The organism is Algoriphagus faecimaris (assembly GCF_900101705.1).
Lineage (GTDB): Bacteria > Bacteroidota > Bacteroidia > Cytophagales > Cyclobacteriaceae > Algoriphagus > Algoriphagus faecimaris.
This window is the reverse complement of record NZ_FNAC01000004.1, coordinates 134,792-151,529: the sequence shown is the minus strand read 5'-3', so window position 1 is coordinate 151,529 and position 16,738 is coordinate 134,792. Positions and strand designations below refer to the sequence as shown.

The following is a 16,738-nucleotide window of genomic DNA, read 5'->3' as shown; positions in this document are numbered from 1 at the left end:
CTCTCCGGTCAGCTTTGCAAAAGCTGAAAAAAGTAGTGCCGATCGAGTCGGCACTACACAAGGTAAACATCCAAGTGAACGATCACTGTATGCTTCCTCTCCGGTATTGTAAAGGTAAAAATTTTCAGAAAACTCTTGTTTAGAAAGATAGTACCTTCACCCAGCACCCAATTGAACTTCAGAGATGCATAGAAGATACTACGTCTAGAAGGGATTAACGCCTAACCAAATCAAGAGTAAAACTGAGGTTTGTGTTTTTAAAATGGGTTAATCCTGTTTGAAATGATTAAATCGGTCATGCCTATCTGTCAAATACAGGCAGGCCTACGGCATTGGTTTGTGGATAAGCTTCAAGTCACGTAGTGACGACCCATTAAATTGCCAGCCGTTTTAACAGCTTGGAAAATGGCTGTGATCTAGCTTGTGAATTCCAATGGGACGGTACATTTTTTTAAAAGGTGTGAAAAAAGAAGGTCATCCAAGCAAAAAAAAATCTCCTACAATCAAGACCCGTATTTCAAAATTAAAGCCAACTGACCGGAGTGATAAGCGGTATGAGTAACAATCCTTCCAAAAGCCGCTGCCTTTGTCTTCTTCCCAAACTCTTTAGTCTCTATACTTACTGACCAATCTTCCTGCATCTGAATGGCTTTTTCTAGCATCTCAGCAGCATAGGCCGAAAATTGCTTCAACTCATCAAGCGCTGTCCATTCCCCGGTATCCTTTCCTGCGATCAGCGTTTTAGCTGTGATTTTCACTTCAGCTAACCCAAACACATTTTTGGCAAAGAGTAATTCTACCTCAGCAATATGTCGAATCAAAAAACCTGCTGAATTGGGGCTTTCTCCATGTTTTTTGACCAAATCGGCCTCCGTGATTTTATCTAAGAGCTGGGTAAATCGCGTTCTTCCTTCTTTCCAAAGCTCAATTAATTGCTCGTTCATTATTTATTCGTTTTCCCAGCCCCAGGGCGCTGAAGGTGTTTCCACTGGTTTTGTCAAATCAAATTTAACGGAGAAATAGGTCTCGGAACCTATCCTTCTCAAGTTGTAAGAGAAAGATTGCTCATCAACCGTAATCCACCACACATTCCCCGCAGCGTAGGGAATCAAATCCGTGGTCTCCTGATCGGCAGGGAATACCTGCATTTCTGAAAATCCACTATTGGAGGCAATACCTCCATATTGGGTGATTTTATCTTCCGAACCATCCTCATGCCGATGGTCATGCTTGAGTTGGATACGCTCTCCTTCCTTGGTCAACACCCAAGTTCTCGAGCGATCTTCTCCCACAAAAAAGGGAATTCGCATGGTGCCTTCTTCACAAGAACGAACATGCATAATGAGCCTCCCTTCGAATCGGGCATCTGACTCCGGAGAAACTAATTGTCCCTCGTAGGCATTTCCGCAGTGTTGAGCGAGGGTTTCCCAAAATACCTGAGAAGAAGGAATTTCTTGGGCTGTAACGACCCCTGAAAAGAGGCCAAGAAAAAGTAGAAAGAGATTTTTCATGAGAATTAAGAATGGGTTTTAAACTATTAAATAAAACCAAAGACTTGTAATTTATTTCTTTTTGTGGAAAGACTCGGATTAATTACTCATTATTTCGGCGGGGAAGTAAATAACAGCCTGACTAAGTTGACTAGAAAACTGATCCAAATGCCCCGTATAATCCCCATTTTTGGACAAAAAGTGAACATGAATATCCGAATCGTGATGCGTATAGATTCTTCTACCTTCTTTTGAGAAGACACCGATCAACTGGCCGCTTTCTTTGCTATGATCAAAATTCTTTTGGTTTTGATCTTGTACATAGCCCTCAACTTCAGGGCTTCTCGGAGTGACGATATGCGTGGTCATTTGATCAAAAACGCCTTCGATTTTAAAGAAAAACGGAAGTTCCAAATCAATTCCCTCAGCTAGCGCTTTGCCTTTAATGGCTTCCTCTAATTCTTGCATTGATTTTACAGCTCCCTCCAAACTCACCTCTACCCACTCATTTACATTAGCATAGACCAAAAAAGGAGATTCACCAAGTAAGTCATAAGAAGTACTAAACCCGTCGGCATGGGCTGAAGAAATGAACGCTTGACCATCTACCACCGTGACTTCTCCCTGCATTTTTCCAAATGGACCAAGCGCTACCAAAGCCTCATAGCGCTGAAGCGAATCCAAAGAAAGGGTCGGCGCAAAACCACTGTTTCGCATCTCACTCATAGCTCCCTGATGCATCACTTGGGCTACACTGAATCCTAAAGAAAATACAAGTAGAGGGACTAAAATCAAATATTTCATAAAAGAAGAGTTAAAGACCAATGCAGTAAAACTAAGCAGACCTTTCTAATTCCCATGTGTCCAAAGACATAAAAGAATTTTTTATGGGAATTGAATTGTGTAGAGCGATTTCAAATGATATTCTATCTATCATCTAACCCTTAAAAATTACAGCGCTTTCTAGGGAGAGGGAAAAACCAAGAAAAATTTGTCAATCAGTGGATCCTTCTCTGGCCACGAATGCACGAATTATATTCTCTGAATAGGAATAGCACTTTAGCCCAAATTTTTTAACCTACTAGAGGTAGAATATTTCTTTAATCAAATCGCAGCGCTGCTGCTCTCTAACAATTTGCAATCCACAATTCTACAATAGTAACGCGCCGCTGGCGCTTTTACTCCAACAATCTTTAGTTTCAAAGCCTCAGCGAGGCGCTTTGAGTCTAAAATCAGAGATGGGGAAATTGAAAACTAGAGCTTCAGAGAAGCGATTTGATTGGATAAATTTTTCTAAAATAAATGAATTCTGGTTTGGGAGCATACGAACCAGGGCAGGATATGGCAAGAAAAATTCGTGGCTTCATTTTTTATAGCCACGAATTCACAAATTGTGTTTTTTGAATAGGAATGGCACTTAAGCCCAATCTCGGATAAAACTGAGGTTTGTATATTTTTCAATTGGGTTAATCATGTTTGAAATGATTAAATCGGCCATACCTACGGCATTGAACTGGGGGTTAATTGATAAGAGGCTGTCTCAAAAGAGAAGTTTGTCACATTGAGCGAAGTCGAAATGTGAGCTAGAACGGTAGAAATGGCCTTCGACTCCGCTCAGGCTGACATTAAAGCTATTTATGAGACAGCCTCGAACGATTTTCTTGCCAGCCGTTTTAACGGCTGGAAAAATGGTTGAGATCTAGCTTGTGAGTCCCATCGGGACGGTACATTTTTTACTTGGCGGGGATAAAGACAAGAAAAAATTCCGTGAATTAGCCCCTTTTTTTTAGCCACGAATGCACGATTAGGATATTTCTTGGAATCTCCCTTTTAATCAAATCGCAGCGCTGCTGCTCTCTAACAAATTGCAACTTACAATTCTACAATAATAACGCGCCGCAGGCGCTTTTATTCCAAAATTCTTTAGTTCAAAAGCCTCAGCGAGGCGCTTTGAGTCTAAAATCAGAAATGGGAAAGGTGAAAACTAGAGCTTCAGAGAAGCGATTTGATTGGGTAAATTTTTCTACAATAAATCAATTCCGGTTTGGGAGCATACGAACCAGGGCAGGATATGGCAAGAAAAATTCGTGCATTTGTGGCTTTTTAGAGCACAAAAAAACCCCCAAATTAAGTTTTGGGGGCTTAAAAACATTAAGAATCCTTAATTAGAAGGAGAAAGAGAATCCAAATTTGATTCTAGTACCTGGTGCTAATCGAGTAAAAATCTGGTCTTGGGCTTCATAAGAACTGAATACTACCTCTCGCTTATCATTCAAAAGATTTTCAACTCCTAAATTTGCCTGAATCCGCTCATCAGCCCCGAAAGACTTATTGATGTTTAAGTTTAAGCTGTGGAATGGTACCGTGTAGGTATCAGTTCGGTTTCCAAATCCCACAAAATTCAAAGTAGGTCCTTGCACATTATAGAAAACACCAGCTTCAAAACCATTTATGAAGTTATTATAAGAAAGACCAGTATTGATAATGTAAGGCGCCTGCCCTGCCATATCACGAGTATCTGATACAGTTTCTCCTTCACGCGCTGTCAAGGATCTTGACCTGAATTCAGACTCTGACATTTTGATCTGTGATTCTGTCACGGTGACGTTGGTATTCCACATGAAATTCTCTAAGGAAGGAGAAAGGAAAGTCAATGCCTTTCTTAATTCAACTTCAATCCCCATCACTGTGCCTCGGCCTACATTTCGAGGCTGGAAAGACCCTGGATCGGAAAGAAATTGTACGATTTCGATAGGCTTGTCAAATGACTTATAAAAAGCACTTACCGAAAACATCTGAGCTCGCTGCTGGAAAGATTCCCATCTCAAATCAAAATTGTTGATTCGAGTGGCAGTCAAATTACCATCCCACAGCACCTCGGTTCCTCCATTTGTAGTCTCAGGAAATAATCCTCCAATAAAGGTTCTACCTGTAATCGGATCAAGAATCTCCGCATAAGACAATTCCTTAAAAGAAGGTCTGGCAATGGTTCTAGAAGCCGAGAATCTCAAGTTTTGATTTTCTTTCAATCCAAAGACTAAGTTTAGCGAAGGAAAAAAGTCCAAATCATCCAACACCTTTTCATTATCAAAGACGATGGTAGCCCCTTGGTTGGTACCAGTATAAAACTGCGTATACTTCTCTACTCTCAATCCGGCGATCGCTTTCAATCCGGCGATCGGAGTCAACTCTGCAGAAACATAGCCGGCAGCATTGGTAATGTTGGACTGGTATTCATTAGGGTTGATTGGGATGAAATCAGGGTTATACCTTACACCATTTCTATTATCAGCTGAAAACAAGTTTTCGGGATTTAAGATAGCATTAGGGTCACCGTTAGACAGGTCTGCATTTCCAGTAGCGAACTGAAAGGTTTGGATAGTAAAATCCCGGTTTTTAGTCACATAATTTCCACCAAATCTAATCTTTCCTTCTGACTGGAAGGCCGTAATTCTTTTGGTCAAATCCACCTTGCTGACCAAGTTAACTTCTTCTAATTCTCTCCAGATTCTAGTTGGAAGTCCAACTTCGGTAGAAATCGTATTGTTAGGCAGTCTAAATCGGGTAAAGCGAATATCCGGATCATTCATGGTAGAAAGAGTCGGAGCTACTTTCCAGTTGATTTCCCAGCTATTCCCATTCAAAAAGTGAGAACCCCCTAGAAGAATGCTTTGAAGCGAACGCTCGCTGTATTCAATATTGTACTGTTTGGCCTCAAAATTGGCTCCTAGATTGGTATTGACAAAGTCAAACTCACCCGCTTTAGATTCACCATTCTGAAGATGCAGGTAGGTCAGTCTAAACTTGGAGGCATTGGTCTTCATGGCGATTCCTGCCATTCCTCCAAGCATTACATTATTTACACCATAGTCACCAGATTGTCTTTCGAGAGGCTCGAGTTCGCGCTGACTCGCCTCACGGGGTTTGGCATAGAGATTAAACTCAGCATCTTGATAAAACTCTGTTTCATTTTTGTAAGTCAAAGCGAAATTATAACCCCAAGTTACTTTTTCCCTTGCCAGTTGATCCCCGAGCGAGAAGCTTAAGCCTAAATCCATCAAACTGTTGGCACGATAACCTGCCAAAGTTTTATTGAAAGATCCTAAAATGGATTGGTATTCCAATCCTGTGGGGCTATTTGGATTTCCGACTACATCCCCATAAGAAGGGATATCTGTTCTGCCTCCTGTAGGCAAAGCGCGAGTACCATCATCAAATCCTAACCAATCATTTTTACCACCTTCATAGGTCAGGTAATTACTGTTGAAGTGCATGGAAGGGTTAAAACCTCCTGAAACACCCAATTTCATAGACCTTTCTTCAGGAAAATCTTTGGTCTCTATATCCACAACACCTCCTGTAAAATCAGCAGGTAGCTCGGCGGAAAAGGATTTTGAAACAATAATATTATCAATCACATTAGTGGGAAAAATATCCATCTGAATGGTATTTCGGTCTGGATCAAGACCCGGCACATCCACACCATTCAAAACCGTTTTGGTGTATCGGTCACCAAGACCACGTACGTAGACGTATTTTCCGCCTTCGATAGAAACACCTGTCACTCTTTTTACTGCACCGGCGGCATCTCCGTCGCCTATTTGCCTAAAAGTACTCGCAGAGATCCCATCCATCAAGTTGGGAGCATTTCTCTTAACAGACATTAAGGCATTCTCTGTGGTTCGAATAGCAGCTGCTGCGATCGTCACTGTTTCCAGTTCCGAGGCTTCCTCTGCCATCAAAATATCATTTAAGACAGTGACTTTGTCACTATTAATCTCTACTGCAGTCAATTCCACTGTAGAGTAAGAAATATAAGAAATCTGTAGGGTGTAAGTTCCTGGATCAGCTTGGATTTCGAACTTTCCATCAAAATCGGTAACTGCACCGATACCGAGTTCTTTGACTAATACAGAGACCCCAAATAGTGGCTCTCCTGTGGATTCTTCAAAGATAGTTCCACGTAACGTTCCTTTCTGTGCAAAGGAAAAACCCGCCATCAATTGGGTGATAAGAAGCAGGCTTGGGATGAAGATTCGTTTCATAAACGAACGAGTTGATTGATTTTTCATACAGCAAATGAAGGATTCAATTTTATGAGAAAAGGAAGGAAGTTCCTTGCAAGACCTTCCTTCCTTTTATAAGGTTAAAATCGTAATTAGAAATCAGCTAATTGTCCAGCTACATCAGCCCAAGACCAAGTTGCAAATACTGACTTGTCAGCACCTACAGTATTGGCACCTGCTGCTACTGCTGTCGCATGAACATCTGTTCCACCTCGGAATACATCAGTTAGTGAAGTACCTTCAGCTAGTGTGATCTCTAGGTTAGCGAAGGTCAATGCACCTTCAGCAAATGTGGCAACAGTCTTATCACCACTGATAGAGAAATCTCCTCTACCGTCTGTGTCAGCTGGGCTAGAGAATCCGAAGAAGTAGATGTTTTCAAAAGCACCTCTTGCTCCATCTCTGAAGTCTCCAAGCTCAGAAGCAGGATGACCTTTCACAGAACCGTTGATCACAGTGTGAGCAGCATTGAAAGAACCTTCTGGCCCGTCAATTTCAAGTGCATGATCTGTTTCAGATCCACAGATCAAGATGAAGTTATCCATAGTACCAGACCAAGCCTGATCAGTATCCAAAGCATCATCGCCAGAATTCCAAACAAGTGCATTGGTCACGTTTACTGTTCCACCAAACCACTCGATTCCATCATCTTGGTTAGCGATCACCTCTACATTTTCAATGACAGTAGCAGAACCTACACCACCAAGGGTCAAACCGTTGATTTCGTTACCTTCACCGATATTAGCACCTCCGTGACGGATAGAGATATAAGTAATGGATCCAGAATCATCATCTGCAATATTACCTCCGTAAAGTCCATTAGTATCAGAAGCTGGGATTCCTTCAATTTGGATTTCAGATACATCACCGGCAAAAGAAGAAGGAGCTCTACCTAGGACGATTAAGCCACCCCAAAGACCAGAAAGATCTGGATCAAGGTTTGGAGAAGCGATCTGACCTGGCTCGATTTCATCAGCGATAGATGTAAAAATAATCGGAGCAGTAGCCGTTCCGTTTGCATTCAATTTTCCTCCTCTAGCTATGATCAGAGCAGTAGCGTTAGCGCCTGTTCCTACCTCACCTTTCACGACTACGCCTTCTTCTATAGTAAGGGTAGCACCATCTTCCACTACAATTCTTCCTCCTAGGATGTAGGTTTTACCTGATTCCCAAGTTTGGTTGGAAGTGATATTAGATTCCACTCGGATTACAGTAGCTTCAGCACCCACATTCAATACATGAGTAGCAGTAGCCTGATCTCCGTCAGTGTCTGTTACAGTAAATACAAAAACAATGCTTTTACCAGCATCTTCTGGAAGAGCATCGTAGGAAAACTCTTGAGAAGCAGTCGTCCCTGTCAAAGGAATAGTAGCGAAATTTGCGCCGTCTTTGGTGATGGTCAACTGGGCCAATCCATCAGGTGCAGTAGCTGTAGCAGTCACAGGACCTAATGTGCCTCCTGCCTCAATAGTGGCCGTGGCAGGGATTCCTGAAATGGTCACTCCATTGTTAGGAGTTTCATCTTCTCCACAGCTCGTGAAGCCAATGGTGATGGCTGCGAAAAGGAGAAATAGGTAATTAAACTTTTTCATGGTATTAATTGAATTATGGTTTTGCCTTTTTGACGATACAAAACTGACTCAATTTTCTACCACAAGAGAATTATTCGAATTATGCTTTTTTTAAAAATGAATACAGAATTTAATACTGAATTAACAAAATTGACATAAAAAAAGGCTTTCCTCGCAGAAAGCCTCAATTTCAGGTTTTTCATGTTATTTCAATGTTACCGACTTATTAATCGGAACTTTCTCCAAGAGAATTTTTACCAGATCTCGTGTATTGATATTGTCTGCTTCCGCTTCGTAATTCAATATTATTCGGTGATTCAAGACATCTTCTGCGATCTCTTTGATATCCTCAGGAAGCACATAATCTCTGCCTTCAAGGTAGGCTACTGCTTTGGAAGCCAAGTTTAAATTGATACTAGCCCGGGGTGACACACCAAACTGAATATACTTGGCTTCATTTTTCAAACCGTACTGCTCTGGGAAACGAGTCGCAAATACCAACTCGATGATGTATTCCTCAAGAGGTTCGGCGATTTTGATCTCATTGATTTGATTACGGATGTCAAAAATATCTTGCTTAGAAAGGATCGCATTCACTTCCGAATTGAAAGACATATTTGCCATTCGGCGCATAACTTCCATTTCATCTGCCTTGCTCGGATATTGGATATGTACTTTCATCATAAATCTATCCACTTGAGCCTCGGGTAATGGATAGGTTCCTTCTTGATCTACCGGGTTTTGTGTAGCTAAAACCAAAAATGGCCTATCCAGTGGATATGTCGTCTCACCGATGGTCACCTGCTTCTCTTGCATGGCCTCCAAAAGGGCAGATTGTACCTTGGCCGGAGATCGGTTGACCTCATCCGCCAATATCAAATTCGCGAAAATGGGCCCTTTCTTCACTTCAAAATCTCCATTCTGCTGATTGTAAATCATCGTACCGATCAGATCCGAAGGAAGCAAATCCGGCGTAAACTGAATCCTGTTAAAATCCAAATGAAGGACTTTGGCTAGGGTATTGACAGTTAATGTCTTTGCCAAACCAGGAACACCTTCCAGCAAAATATGTCCATTGGTAAAAAGCCCTATCAATAGGCGATTGACCATTCGTTCTTGTCCTACGACTACTTTTCTGACCTCTTCTACTACGGCTGCGATTTTTTCCTGATGCATGGAGCGTTTGGTTTGCTTTTAATCCGTCTAAAATAGGATATTTTATCCCGATCACAATCTTAATTCTTAGAAGCGGTTTTGACCGAATGTCAGGTGGTTTTTTAGGATTTTTTAAGATGGATAGCCAGGCGGGTAATCTCCCGTAAAGACGCGACAACGCAAAGGTTTTTTGGGATTGAAAGGATAGAACCTTCAGAGGGACCTTAATAAATTTCTGTATTTCGGAGTTCAAAAACTGAAACAAAGGTAAGACCATTCCCTCGGAGGGTTCATAAAGATTTATCCTGCTCTTTTGGTTCATAGTCATCAGACTTAGGCACCGCTGGTAGCCTTGGACCCCCAAACTCTTTACTTTATTTCTTCCGAAAACCACTCAGGCCCAATAGCTTGTAAATTTCATCCTGATCCAGCTCTCTTACTTCCCCTATCTGAAAATCTTCAATCGTCAATCTCGCAATCGACCATCGAACCAAGCGCAAGGTCGGATGTCCGACTGCTGCAGTCATTTTGCGAACTTGCCTATTTTTCCCTTCAATCAAAGTCAGGCTAATCCAGGTATCAGGCACATTTTTACGAAAGCGAATAGGAGGGTCTCGATCCGGCAAGGCAGGGATGACTTCCGGGATTTTTGCCAAAGCAGGTTTGGTGCGATACATTTTTCCATCCACATTGATTTCTACACCCTTTTGAAGACTACTCAAGGCTTCTTGATCTGGAATACCCTCTACTTGGGCGAGATAGCTTCTTTCGTGACCAAACCTCGGGTTTAGGAGTTGATTATTGAGCCATTTGTCATCGCTAATGATGAGTAGTCCCTCGCTGTCCTTGTCCAATCTGCCTACTGGATAGACGGTTTTGGGAAAATGAAAAAGAGAGGCAAGTGTCTGCCCCTCTCCGCTAAATTGGCTCAAAACCCCGTAGGGCTTGTAAATAATAAAGTACTGTGCCAAAACTTAACTTCCGCAGCCTATACAATCGATACTAGAGTCCATAGGCTTTACCCCTTTGAGTTTCATCTCGAGATTGTGGATCTGATCACGTACATCCATATCTTGAAACATGTCTCCGGTCAATTTGCCTTTGAGTTCGGCAATCTGTAATTCGAGTTCTTTCAGTTGTACTTCGCTCATAAAACGTGGTTTTAGGGTTACAGTGATTGGTTGTTGAAAATAGCAATAAAAGGAATGAAGTTCCCAAGGACTATGGAAAAATTAAGGACAAAAATGGTTCCAATTGAAAATGAGCAAGATGAAATCGAGCATAACGTACCCGTCACACACTGGTATGCCCCTTCTATCGGGGCAACCATGCGAGATTCTCCCGAATCAAGTTCGGGACAGGTAGTGACCTATTAAACTCAAATTATAAACATATGAAACATCAGGCTGTGTGCTTTGGAAAAAGGCAGTGAGAAGATAACTCTCATGATTAACTACTCCGAAATTGTTGGCTTCACCCGTACAAAAGCCACTTCATCATCAATATTTAGAAACTGCCAAAGCATTCCATCCAGGTAAAAGACAGGATCGGTATTTTTGAATTTTTCAGGTAGGGCTTTTTCCCCCAATTGATTCAATTCCACGTCAAAAGCAGTCAATACATTCTTGTAAATAATCGTATCTCCTGCAGTCATACGTTCCATTTCCCTATGATATCTCCAAAACTTATCTTGATCGGGAGCATGGACCAACATACCAAAATTGACTTCCTTATTTTTCTCGGTGATTGCAGCTCTAAATTCCTCCATGGAACCCGCTTGCACCGGATAATTTCCTTTTTTGCTATTGGAGGTCAATTGGCTTTCATAGGGATAACTGACTAAGCTATCTAGCTCCAAGTCCCACTGCCAGAGTTGATTCTTAGCGCTTGTCATGATGAGTACTTTTTCATCGGTAATGCTTATAGATTTTCGCTCCCCAGACTTTGCCATCCCGCCGCCATCCATTTGAAGACTGATGTCATAGGCTGAGATGAACTCTAGAAAATCAGAGGGCAAAAGCTTAAGTGATTTGTCTACTACATTGAATTGGGCGATACCCTCGGTTTTGCTGTCGAAGCCTTGAGCTCCATAAAAACCATAGAAGGTTTTACCGTCTTTCGTAGCCAAACTGGAAACGTCGATTTGCTCTTCTTCCGACAGGCTATCTCCCTCCCATTCGATTTCGCCCAATTTGTACGTAGTGACCTTTTCACCTGACTTAGCGACATGATGTATACCTACAAAGTCATAAAATAGCACACTTTCATCTGGAAGCACTTGGACGCGCATGATAAATCCTCCTCCTATGCCATTGGGTCCTTCTTTTTCGTATTCACGAACTTCTTTCAAGCTCAGGCTTTCCAAATCGATGATTTCCATCTTCATGTCCTGATTGTTGAAGTTATAAAGCAGTTTCCTGCTTTTATCCACATCGGACATCCCTAGACCAAAGCGAACAAAGAAGAAATGATCTCCCGCGTCGACCATCACCGTGTCAATTTCGTAGGAGATTTCCATGTCGGAGTTACCGTTCTTTTCATTTTTCGGGCTGCTGCAGGCGATCGCTCCCGCAATCACCAAAAAAATAAGTGCTTTGAAGTTATTCATAAGTTGGTTTGATTAATAGGAATCCCAATTCGTCTTCCAGGTTGATAAAGGTGTGGAGATTGCCTTCCTTGAAATAGGACAAGCTCCCGGATATATTAAATTTGATTTGCTCTTCGTGTAATTGGTTGAGGTCTCGATCAAATAGGGTCAGAACTTTTTTGATGACAGCAGAATCACCAATCATTCGATCCAAATCAGTGCTAACCCGCCAAAATTTTTCATAAGTCGGATCATAAAAGAGTTCCTGAAACTGAACCTCTTTGTTTTTTTCTTCCCATGCCTTATTCATTTCCTCATCACTATTGGTGCTTTTGGTATAGAGCCCTTTTCTGGCATTTGCGGTAAGCGTGGCTTCAAACTGCTTATGCACTAAAGAATCCAGCTCCGGATCATAGATAAAGGCCTCATTTCTTGCCGTGTTGCTCAAATAGATTTTCCCGTCAAATTCTTTGACCCAAACCCGCTCGATGGTACTCATGCGGGGGTTTCCGTTTCCGCCGAATAGACTGATGTTGAAATCGACTAGTGATTCGAGTTCAGGGATCGGAACTGTCTTCAAAGTCATGGACTCCAAGTCGACAATAGCCAAGCCACGAGTAGGGCCATTAAACTTTTGCTTGGAATAGGTGCCCAAAAGCTTTTTCCCATCTTGGGAAATGGTATAACCAAAATCAAACCCTTCGGCTTCTCCAAGACTATCTCCTTTAAATTGATCTGCCTGAAGTTGGTATCGCTGGAAGTTTTCGAGTTGAGCATCCGCCTTGACCAGTGAGCGATAGCCGATAAAGAAAAACTCGCCTTGATCCGAGACATGTATATCAGAAACTGAAGTGCCGATTCCCTCTGGTCCCTCCTTTTCCAGAGGCACAGCCCGATCAAATCTTAAATTTTCCAGGTCGATATATTCCATCTCAGGAGTGCTGACATTGAGATTGTAGAGCCATTTTTGGTCTTTGGAAACGGATGAAGTGCTCATGTATCTCGAAATAAAGATCAAATGCTCTCCCGGATCGACCTGCAGGGTGTCGATGGTGTATGAGAAATTGATTCCGGTGTTTCCCTGCCTTTCGGATTCTGAACAAGAAACAAGAAGGGCAAGCGCGAGAAGTGAAAGTAATCTTTTCATTGAGGTTAAAAGTTGGGTTTTAATCGAATAAAGGCCAGTTCGTCATTCTGATTTAGAAATACATAGGGCGTTCCTTCCCGGATTCGGAAGCTAAAAGGGAAAACAAAATTTTCTGGAAGAAGCGCCTCACCTATCAAGTCAAAATCCTGATCAATTGCCGTCACTACAGTTTTGAAGATCACGCTATCTTCTCCAACAATCCGATCCATTTCTTTGGAAAACCTCCATCGATAACCTGTTTTTTGATCCAATTCCCAGGGGCCAAAAGTTACGTCCCTCAGCTGCTCTTCTCTCAACTTGTCAAACTCTTCTATATCTGAAACAGTCACAGCCTCTAGAGGCTTGGACGAGTTATTTGTGAATTGGCTATTGTAGTTAATGATTCTCAAAGAATCCAAAGCCAGATCAAAGATCATTAGACTGTTTCTGGAAGTTGAAGAAATGATAATTTTATCTTCTTGTGGTTCAAAAAACAAGGCTTCAGAAAATCCCCCTTGAAGCTTTCCATCAATTTCCAAAGACAAGTTGTTTTCAGTGATGAAGTCAAATGCATCGGTTGGAAATATTTTTCCACTATTGGTAAAAAGGTCAAACCAAACAACTCCATCAGGATCATTTTCAAGCCCATCATTGCCATATAATCCAGCCATGAATTTTCCATCCTCTGAAATACCATTGGACTGTGGGTTTATACTTTTACCTGCAGGAAGCAAGTCTTGAATAAATGGTTCTCTGCCGAGTGTGATTTGTCTAGTTCTATTTCCCTCAGCATCCAAGTAAGTGAGGGTGTAAGAGTTAGAAAAAAGAAAACCTCCATCTTCTAATGAGATAATTGTATTCAGGAAACTACCTATCCCGTTTGGACCTTCTCTTTCTAGCTGAATCATTGAGTCAAGACTCAGGGTTTCCATGTTGACTTTCTCCAAAGTATAATTCATAGCATTGAAGTTGTAAAGATGCTTTTGAGAAGAGTCTAGCGTAGAAATGTTGAGGAAATAATTCAAAAAGAGAATCTCACCTTTTGAGTCCACTTGAACGGTATCCATTGCTATAGAAAAATTGGGTTCTTCAATTGTTTCTGAAGATTGGGAGCATGAGAAGATGACCGTAGCCGCAAATAATAGTGGTAAATATTTAGTCATAAAATTGTTGGTTTGAGTCTTTTAAAGGAAAGTTCATCCTCTTGCTTAACCCCTTTATGCAGCATGCCATTTCTGACAATCCACCATCTACGGCAAGGAGGAGATCTCCTGTCTTGACTTTTACTGTATCGAGCTTATAGTCAAAAGTGAATGCTGGGTTTTCTCCCTTTTCGGTCTGCTCAGGTGAGCTACAAGCAGCGAGAACCGGAATCAAGAATAGTAGAAGGTTTTTATTCATCCTTCTAAAATTTAAAATCAAACACTGCAAATCCCAGCTCGTCCTCCACATTAACATAGGACCAAAGCTTGCCGTCTTTGAAGAATCCACCAATGGGTAATTCCGTAAGTCCTTCTAGTTTGGTTTCTCCTAGAAGAGTAAGGTTCTTGTCATAGGCAAACATGAAATGCTCAAATTTCTTTGGTGAATCACGATTGACTAAAGGAAGGCCTTTCTTGGCGAATCGATAATAGCGCTGGGTTTTTTTATCCCAATAGAAATCCCAGAAGTCAATTTGAGTATGTAGTTTATCTAACTCGGCTTGGAATTCCTCACGGCTGAACACCTCATTTTTTACTTCAATATCTTTACCTAATGGAGTTAATTCATGAGGAAACTCCTTGAAAAACAGGCTGTCATCTTTCGGATCGTAGACATATATTGCGCTGCTTAATGTGGACGAAATCAAAACCAGTTCATTGGGTTGTTGAAGAAATAGCAGCTCCCCTGTGCTTTCACCTCCATCTCCGTTCCCATTCAGTGTTACACTATAGTTGAAGGTCTTTTCTAATTCAGGGATTTTCAAAATTCTTCCCGACGCACCCATGGAATCCATGACCGCAAAATATAATTCCTTGCTCTTAAAACTTCTAGGTAAGGAGTAAAGCTTTTCCCTTTTAAAATCAAGAATTTGTTGATTGGAAATACTAAAAGACTCTAGGTTGGTCCCTTTAACTAATTCTTCTGAATTAATTTCAATCTTAGTAAGTTTCCTTCCTTCTTTAGAATAAAACCAACTGCTTCCGAATAAATCCCTTGCATAAAACTGCTTATTCGGAAGCGATTTAAAGGTGTAAACAAATCGTCCAATTCCATCGGGTCCTTCTAGTTCAAAGGGATAATTGCTAATTAATTTTAAAGAGTTTAAGTCGATTTCATGAAGTATAAGCCGGTGGCGATCAAAGAAATACAGTGAATCTTCAGATTGTGAAACTGAGAAATAGTTTTGTTTTCCAAAAGTGGATAAATCTTTCAAGTTAAATAGCTCCTCTCCAGAATCTACGAGCAAAGTATCTACCTGGAAAGATAAATTTTCTAATACATTAGAAGAGTGATTTGATTGCGCCTCATTCTCAGAGGTAAGTTTTTTTCCGCAGGATGCAAAAACTGAAATTGTCAGAAATAAGAACAGTTTTTTCATCCTTCTAAAAGTCAAAATCAAACACCGCAAAGCCTAACTCATCATCAACATTGACATAGGACCAGAGTTTGCCGTCTTTGAAGAAGGCCTCAGCCGGAATGGCATCCAATTCGGGAATGGCCGTTTCACCGATGAGGTTAAGTTCTTTGTCAAAAGCAAACAGAAAAACATCTGATGTTCTCGGTGTTTCCTCATCAATTTTCGGTTCCATGATTCTTCCAAAGCGGTAGAAACGCTCATTTTGATCATCAAAAAGCAACTTTTCAAACATGATCTGGGTCACTGCTTTCTCCATTTCTGATTGAAATTCCTCTGGAGAAGAAACCTTTCCCTGGACAGGAATTTCTTTCTCGTTAGGAGTGACGGTGAAGTTAAATGTGCGTAGTTCTAAGGAATCTGTTTTGTAATCAAATAAATAAACCGAATTGGTGGCTCCGGCTGAGAGGAAGTATGTTCCAAAAAACTCCTGAAAATGGGTAGGGTCTGCAAAAATGGACATTGCCTGATCGGATTGAAGGAGTATCCGGTATTCGGTGGATTTGTCGAGCCCGGGAATTTGAATGAGCTTTCCATTTTTTTCTTCTAAGTTTATTCGGGCAAGTTGACGGGTTCCTTCCATAAAATCCCCCGGGAGTGAAAGAATATGGCTTTCATCCGGGGTAAGTCTCATGGAATTACTCAGCGAAAACCCAATCCCCTCTTCCAATCCCTCCACATCCAATTCTTCTGGTTTCAAAGTCAAGTCACGGATTTTTTCTCCTGATTTGGAATAGATTCCAGTATTTCGGAAGCCACCTAAAAGAAAGCGCTCTTCTGACAAAAGCTTGACGGTGGACAGGAATTCTCCCACTCCATTTGGCCCTTCTTTTTCAAAAGGAATCTGGTCTACCAATTTCAGCTGTTCCAAGCTGATCTTATTGATCTTTGTGGTGGCTGGATCAAAAAGATACAAGTGGGTCTTGTTCTCATCTAAGTCGCTGCTTCGGATACCTCTGGATAGATTGATAATCTCCTCCCCAGGATCGACGACCACGGTGTCCACGGTAAAAGAAAAGTCTTCCAAAACATTGCCTGAGCCTGTATCAGCGGATTCGCTTCCATCACCACAAGAAAAGGCCACAGCGGCAAAAAGGACAGGTAAAAGGAGTTTTTTCATGGTTTT

The 16,738-nt window shown here is 41.4% G+C and carries 15 protein-coding genes; 1 reads left to right on the top strand and 14 read right to left on the bottom strand.

Going from position 1 to position 16,738, the window contains the following annotated elements:
• Positions 1–503 precede the first annotated feature (503 nt).
• The 8 genes from BLQ57_RS03610 to BLQ57_RS21090 all read right to left on the bottom strand — a co-directional run bounded on the left by BLQ57_RS03610 (position 504) and on the right by BLQ57_RS21090 (position 10,433).
• Positions 504–944 (bottom strand): DinB family protein, encoded by a 441-nt coding sequence (locus tag BLQ57_RS03610; protein WP_087937840.1) that lies wholly within the window; start codon positions 942–944, stop codon positions 504–506.
• A 3-nt stretch (positions 945–947) separates the two neighbouring features.
• Positions 948–1,511: a hypothetical protein gene (locus tag BLQ57_RS03605; protein WP_087937841.1), complete on the bottom strand. Its 564-nt coding sequence runs from the start codon at positions 1,509–1,511 to the stop codon at positions 948–950.
• 78 nt (positions 1,512–1,589) lie between these two features.
• Positions 1,590–2,294: an acetolactate decarboxylase gene (locus BLQ57_RS03600; protein WP_087937842.1), complete on the bottom strand. Its 705-nt coding sequence runs from the start codon at positions 2,292–2,294 to the stop codon at positions 1,590–1,592.
• Positions 2,295–3,655: 1,361 nt separating this feature from the next.
• Positions 3,656–6,535, bottom strand: a complete 2,880-nt coding sequence (locus tag BLQ57_RS03590; RefSeq protein ID WP_087937844.1) for a TonB-dependent receptor — start codon at positions 6,533–6,535, stop codon at positions 3,656–3,658.
• 113 nt (positions 6,536–6,648) lie between these two features.
• Positions 6,649–8,148, bottom strand: a complete 1,500-nt coding sequence (locus BLQ57_RS03585; RefSeq protein WP_087937845.1) for a hypothetical protein — start codon at positions 8,146–8,148, stop codon at positions 6,649–6,651.
• Between the two features lie 183 nt (positions 8,149–8,331).
• A complete protein-coding gene (locus BLQ57_RS03580) occupies positions 8,332–9,303 on the bottom strand; it encodes an AAA family ATPase (RefSeq protein WP_087937846.1) in 972 nt (323 codons plus the stop codon).
• Between the two features lie 353 nt (positions 9,304–9,656).
• The gene (locus BLQ57_RS03575; protein ID WP_087937847.1) at positions 9,657–10,253 is read right to left on the bottom strand and encodes a pseudouridine synthase; all 597 of its coding nucleotides are present in this window, start codon (positions 10,251–10,253) and stop codon (positions 9,657–9,659) included.
• A gap of 3 nt (positions 10,254–10,256) precedes the next feature.
• Complete coding sequence (locus BLQ57_RS21090) at positions 10,257–10,433, bottom strand: hypothetical protein (RefSeq protein ID WP_169712696.1); 177 nt, start codon at positions 10,431–10,433, stop codon at positions 10,257–10,259.
• 93 nt (positions 10,434–10,526) lie between these two features.
• On the opposite strand from BLQ57_RS21090, the gene BLQ57_RS21550 reads away from it, so the two are divergent.
• Positions 10,527–10,658: a hypothetical protein gene (locus BLQ57_RS21550; RefSeq protein WP_262481070.1), complete on the top strand. Its 132-nt coding sequence runs from the start codon at positions 10,527–10,529 to the stop codon at positions 10,656–10,658.
• A 77-nt stretch (positions 10,659–10,735) separates the two neighbouring features.
• Here the strand turns inward: BLQ57_RS21550 and BLQ57_RS03565 are convergent, their stop codons facing one another.
• The 6 genes from BLQ57_RS03565 to BLQ57_RS03540 are packed head-to-tail and all read right to left on the bottom strand — an operon-like array spanning position 10,736 to position 16,732.
• Positions 10,736–11,890 (bottom strand): DUF4221 family protein, encoded by a 1,155-nt coding sequence (locus tag BLQ57_RS03565; RefSeq protein WP_087937849.1) that lies wholly within the window; start codon positions 11,888–11,890, stop codon positions 10,736–10,738.
• Positions 11,883–13,016, bottom strand: a complete 1,134-nt coding sequence (locus tag BLQ57_RS03560) for a DUF4221 family protein (RefSeq protein WP_087937850.1) — start codon at positions 13,014–13,016, stop codon at positions 11,883–11,885. The genes BLQ57_RS03565 and BLQ57_RS03560 overlap by 8 nt, the downstream gene beginning before the upstream one ends.
• 5 nt (positions 13,017–13,021) lie before the next feature.
• Complete coding sequence (locus BLQ57_RS03555; RefSeq protein ID WP_087937851.1) at positions 13,022–14,158, bottom strand: DUF4221 family protein; 1,137 nt, start codon at positions 14,156–14,158, stop codon at positions 13,022–13,024.
• Complete coding sequence (locus BLQ57_RS03550) at positions 14,151–14,396, bottom strand: hypothetical protein (RefSeq protein ID WP_087937852.1); 246 nt, start codon at positions 14,394–14,396, stop codon at positions 14,151–14,153. The genes BLQ57_RS03555 and BLQ57_RS03550 overlap by 8 nt, the downstream gene beginning before the upstream one ends.
• Before the next feature lie 4 nt (positions 14,397–14,400).
• On the bottom strand, positions 14,401–15,576 hold the full coding sequence (locus BLQ57_RS03545; RefSeq protein ID WP_087937853.1) for a DUF4221 family protein: 1,176 nt from the start codon (positions 15,574–15,576) through the stop codon (positions 14,401–14,403).
• Positions 15,577–15,580: 4 nt separating this feature from the next.
• Positions 15,581–16,732, bottom strand: a complete 1,152-nt coding sequence (locus BLQ57_RS03540; protein ID WP_087937854.1) for a DUF4221 family protein — start codon at positions 16,730–16,732, stop codon at positions 15,581–15,583.
• Positions 16,733–16,738 lie beyond the last annotated feature (6 nt).

What these genes read in the sequence shown, in the direction of transcription:
- BLQ57_RS03550 (WP_087937852.1), bottom strand. Translation starts at nt 14,396, where the DNA reads ATGAATAAAAACCTTCTACTATTCTTGATTCCGGTTCTCGCTGCTTGT.
- BLQ57_RS03605 (WP_087937841.1), bottom strand. Translation starts at nt 1,511, where the DNA reads ATGAAAAATCTCTTTCTACTTTTTCTTGGCCTCTTTTCAGGGGTCGTT.
- BLQ57_RS03610 (WP_087937840.1), bottom strand. Translation starts at nt 944, where the DNA reads ATGAACGAGCAATTAATTGAGCTTTGGAAAGAAGGAAGAACGCGATTT.
- BLQ57_RS03555 (WP_087937851.1), bottom strand. Translation starts at nt 14,158, where the DNA reads ATGACTAAATATTTACCACTATTATTTGCGGCTACGGTCATCTTCTCA.
- BLQ57_RS03580 (WP_087937846.1), bottom strand. Translation starts at nt 9,303, where the DNA reads ATGCATCAGGAAAAAATCGCAGCCGTAGTAGAAGAGGTCAGAAAAGTA.
- BLQ57_RS21090 (WP_169712696.1), bottom strand. Translation starts at nt 10,433, where the DNA reads ATGAGCGAAGTACAACTGAAAGAACTCGAATTACAGATTGCCGAACTC.
- BLQ57_RS03560 (WP_087937850.1), bottom strand. Translation starts at nt 13,016, where the DNA reads ATGAAAAGATTACTTTCACTTCTCGCGCTTGCCCTTCTTGTTTCTTGT.
- BLQ57_RS03565 (WP_087937849.1), bottom strand. Translation starts at nt 11,890, where the DNA reads ATGAATAACTTCAAAGCACTTATTTTTTTGGTGATTGCGGGAGCGATC.
- BLQ57_RS03545 (WP_087937853.1), bottom strand. Translation starts at nt 15,576, where the DNA reads ATGAAAAAACTGTTCTTATTTCTGACAATTTCAGTTTTTGCATCCTGC.
- BLQ57_RS03585 (WP_087937845.1), bottom strand. Translation starts at nt 8,148, where the DNA reads ATGAAAAAGTTTAATTACCTATTTCTCCTTTTCGCAGCCATCACCATT.
- BLQ57_RS21550 (WP_262481070.1), top strand. Translation starts at nt 10,527, where the DNA reads ATGGTTCCAATTGAAAATGAGCAAGATGAAATCGAGCATAACGTACCC.
- BLQ57_RS03600 (WP_087937842.1), bottom strand. Translation starts at nt 2,294, where the DNA reads ATGAAATATTTGATTTTAGTCCCTCTACTTGTATTTTCTTTAGGATTC.
- BLQ57_RS03590 (WP_087937844.1), bottom strand. Translation starts at nt 6,535, where the DNA reads ATGAAACGAATCTTCATCCCAAGCCTGCTTCTTATCACCCAATTGATG.
- BLQ57_RS03540 (WP_087937854.1), bottom strand. Translation starts at nt 16,732, where the DNA reads ATGAAAAAACTCCTTTTACCTGTCCTTTTTGCCGCTGTGGCCTTTTCT.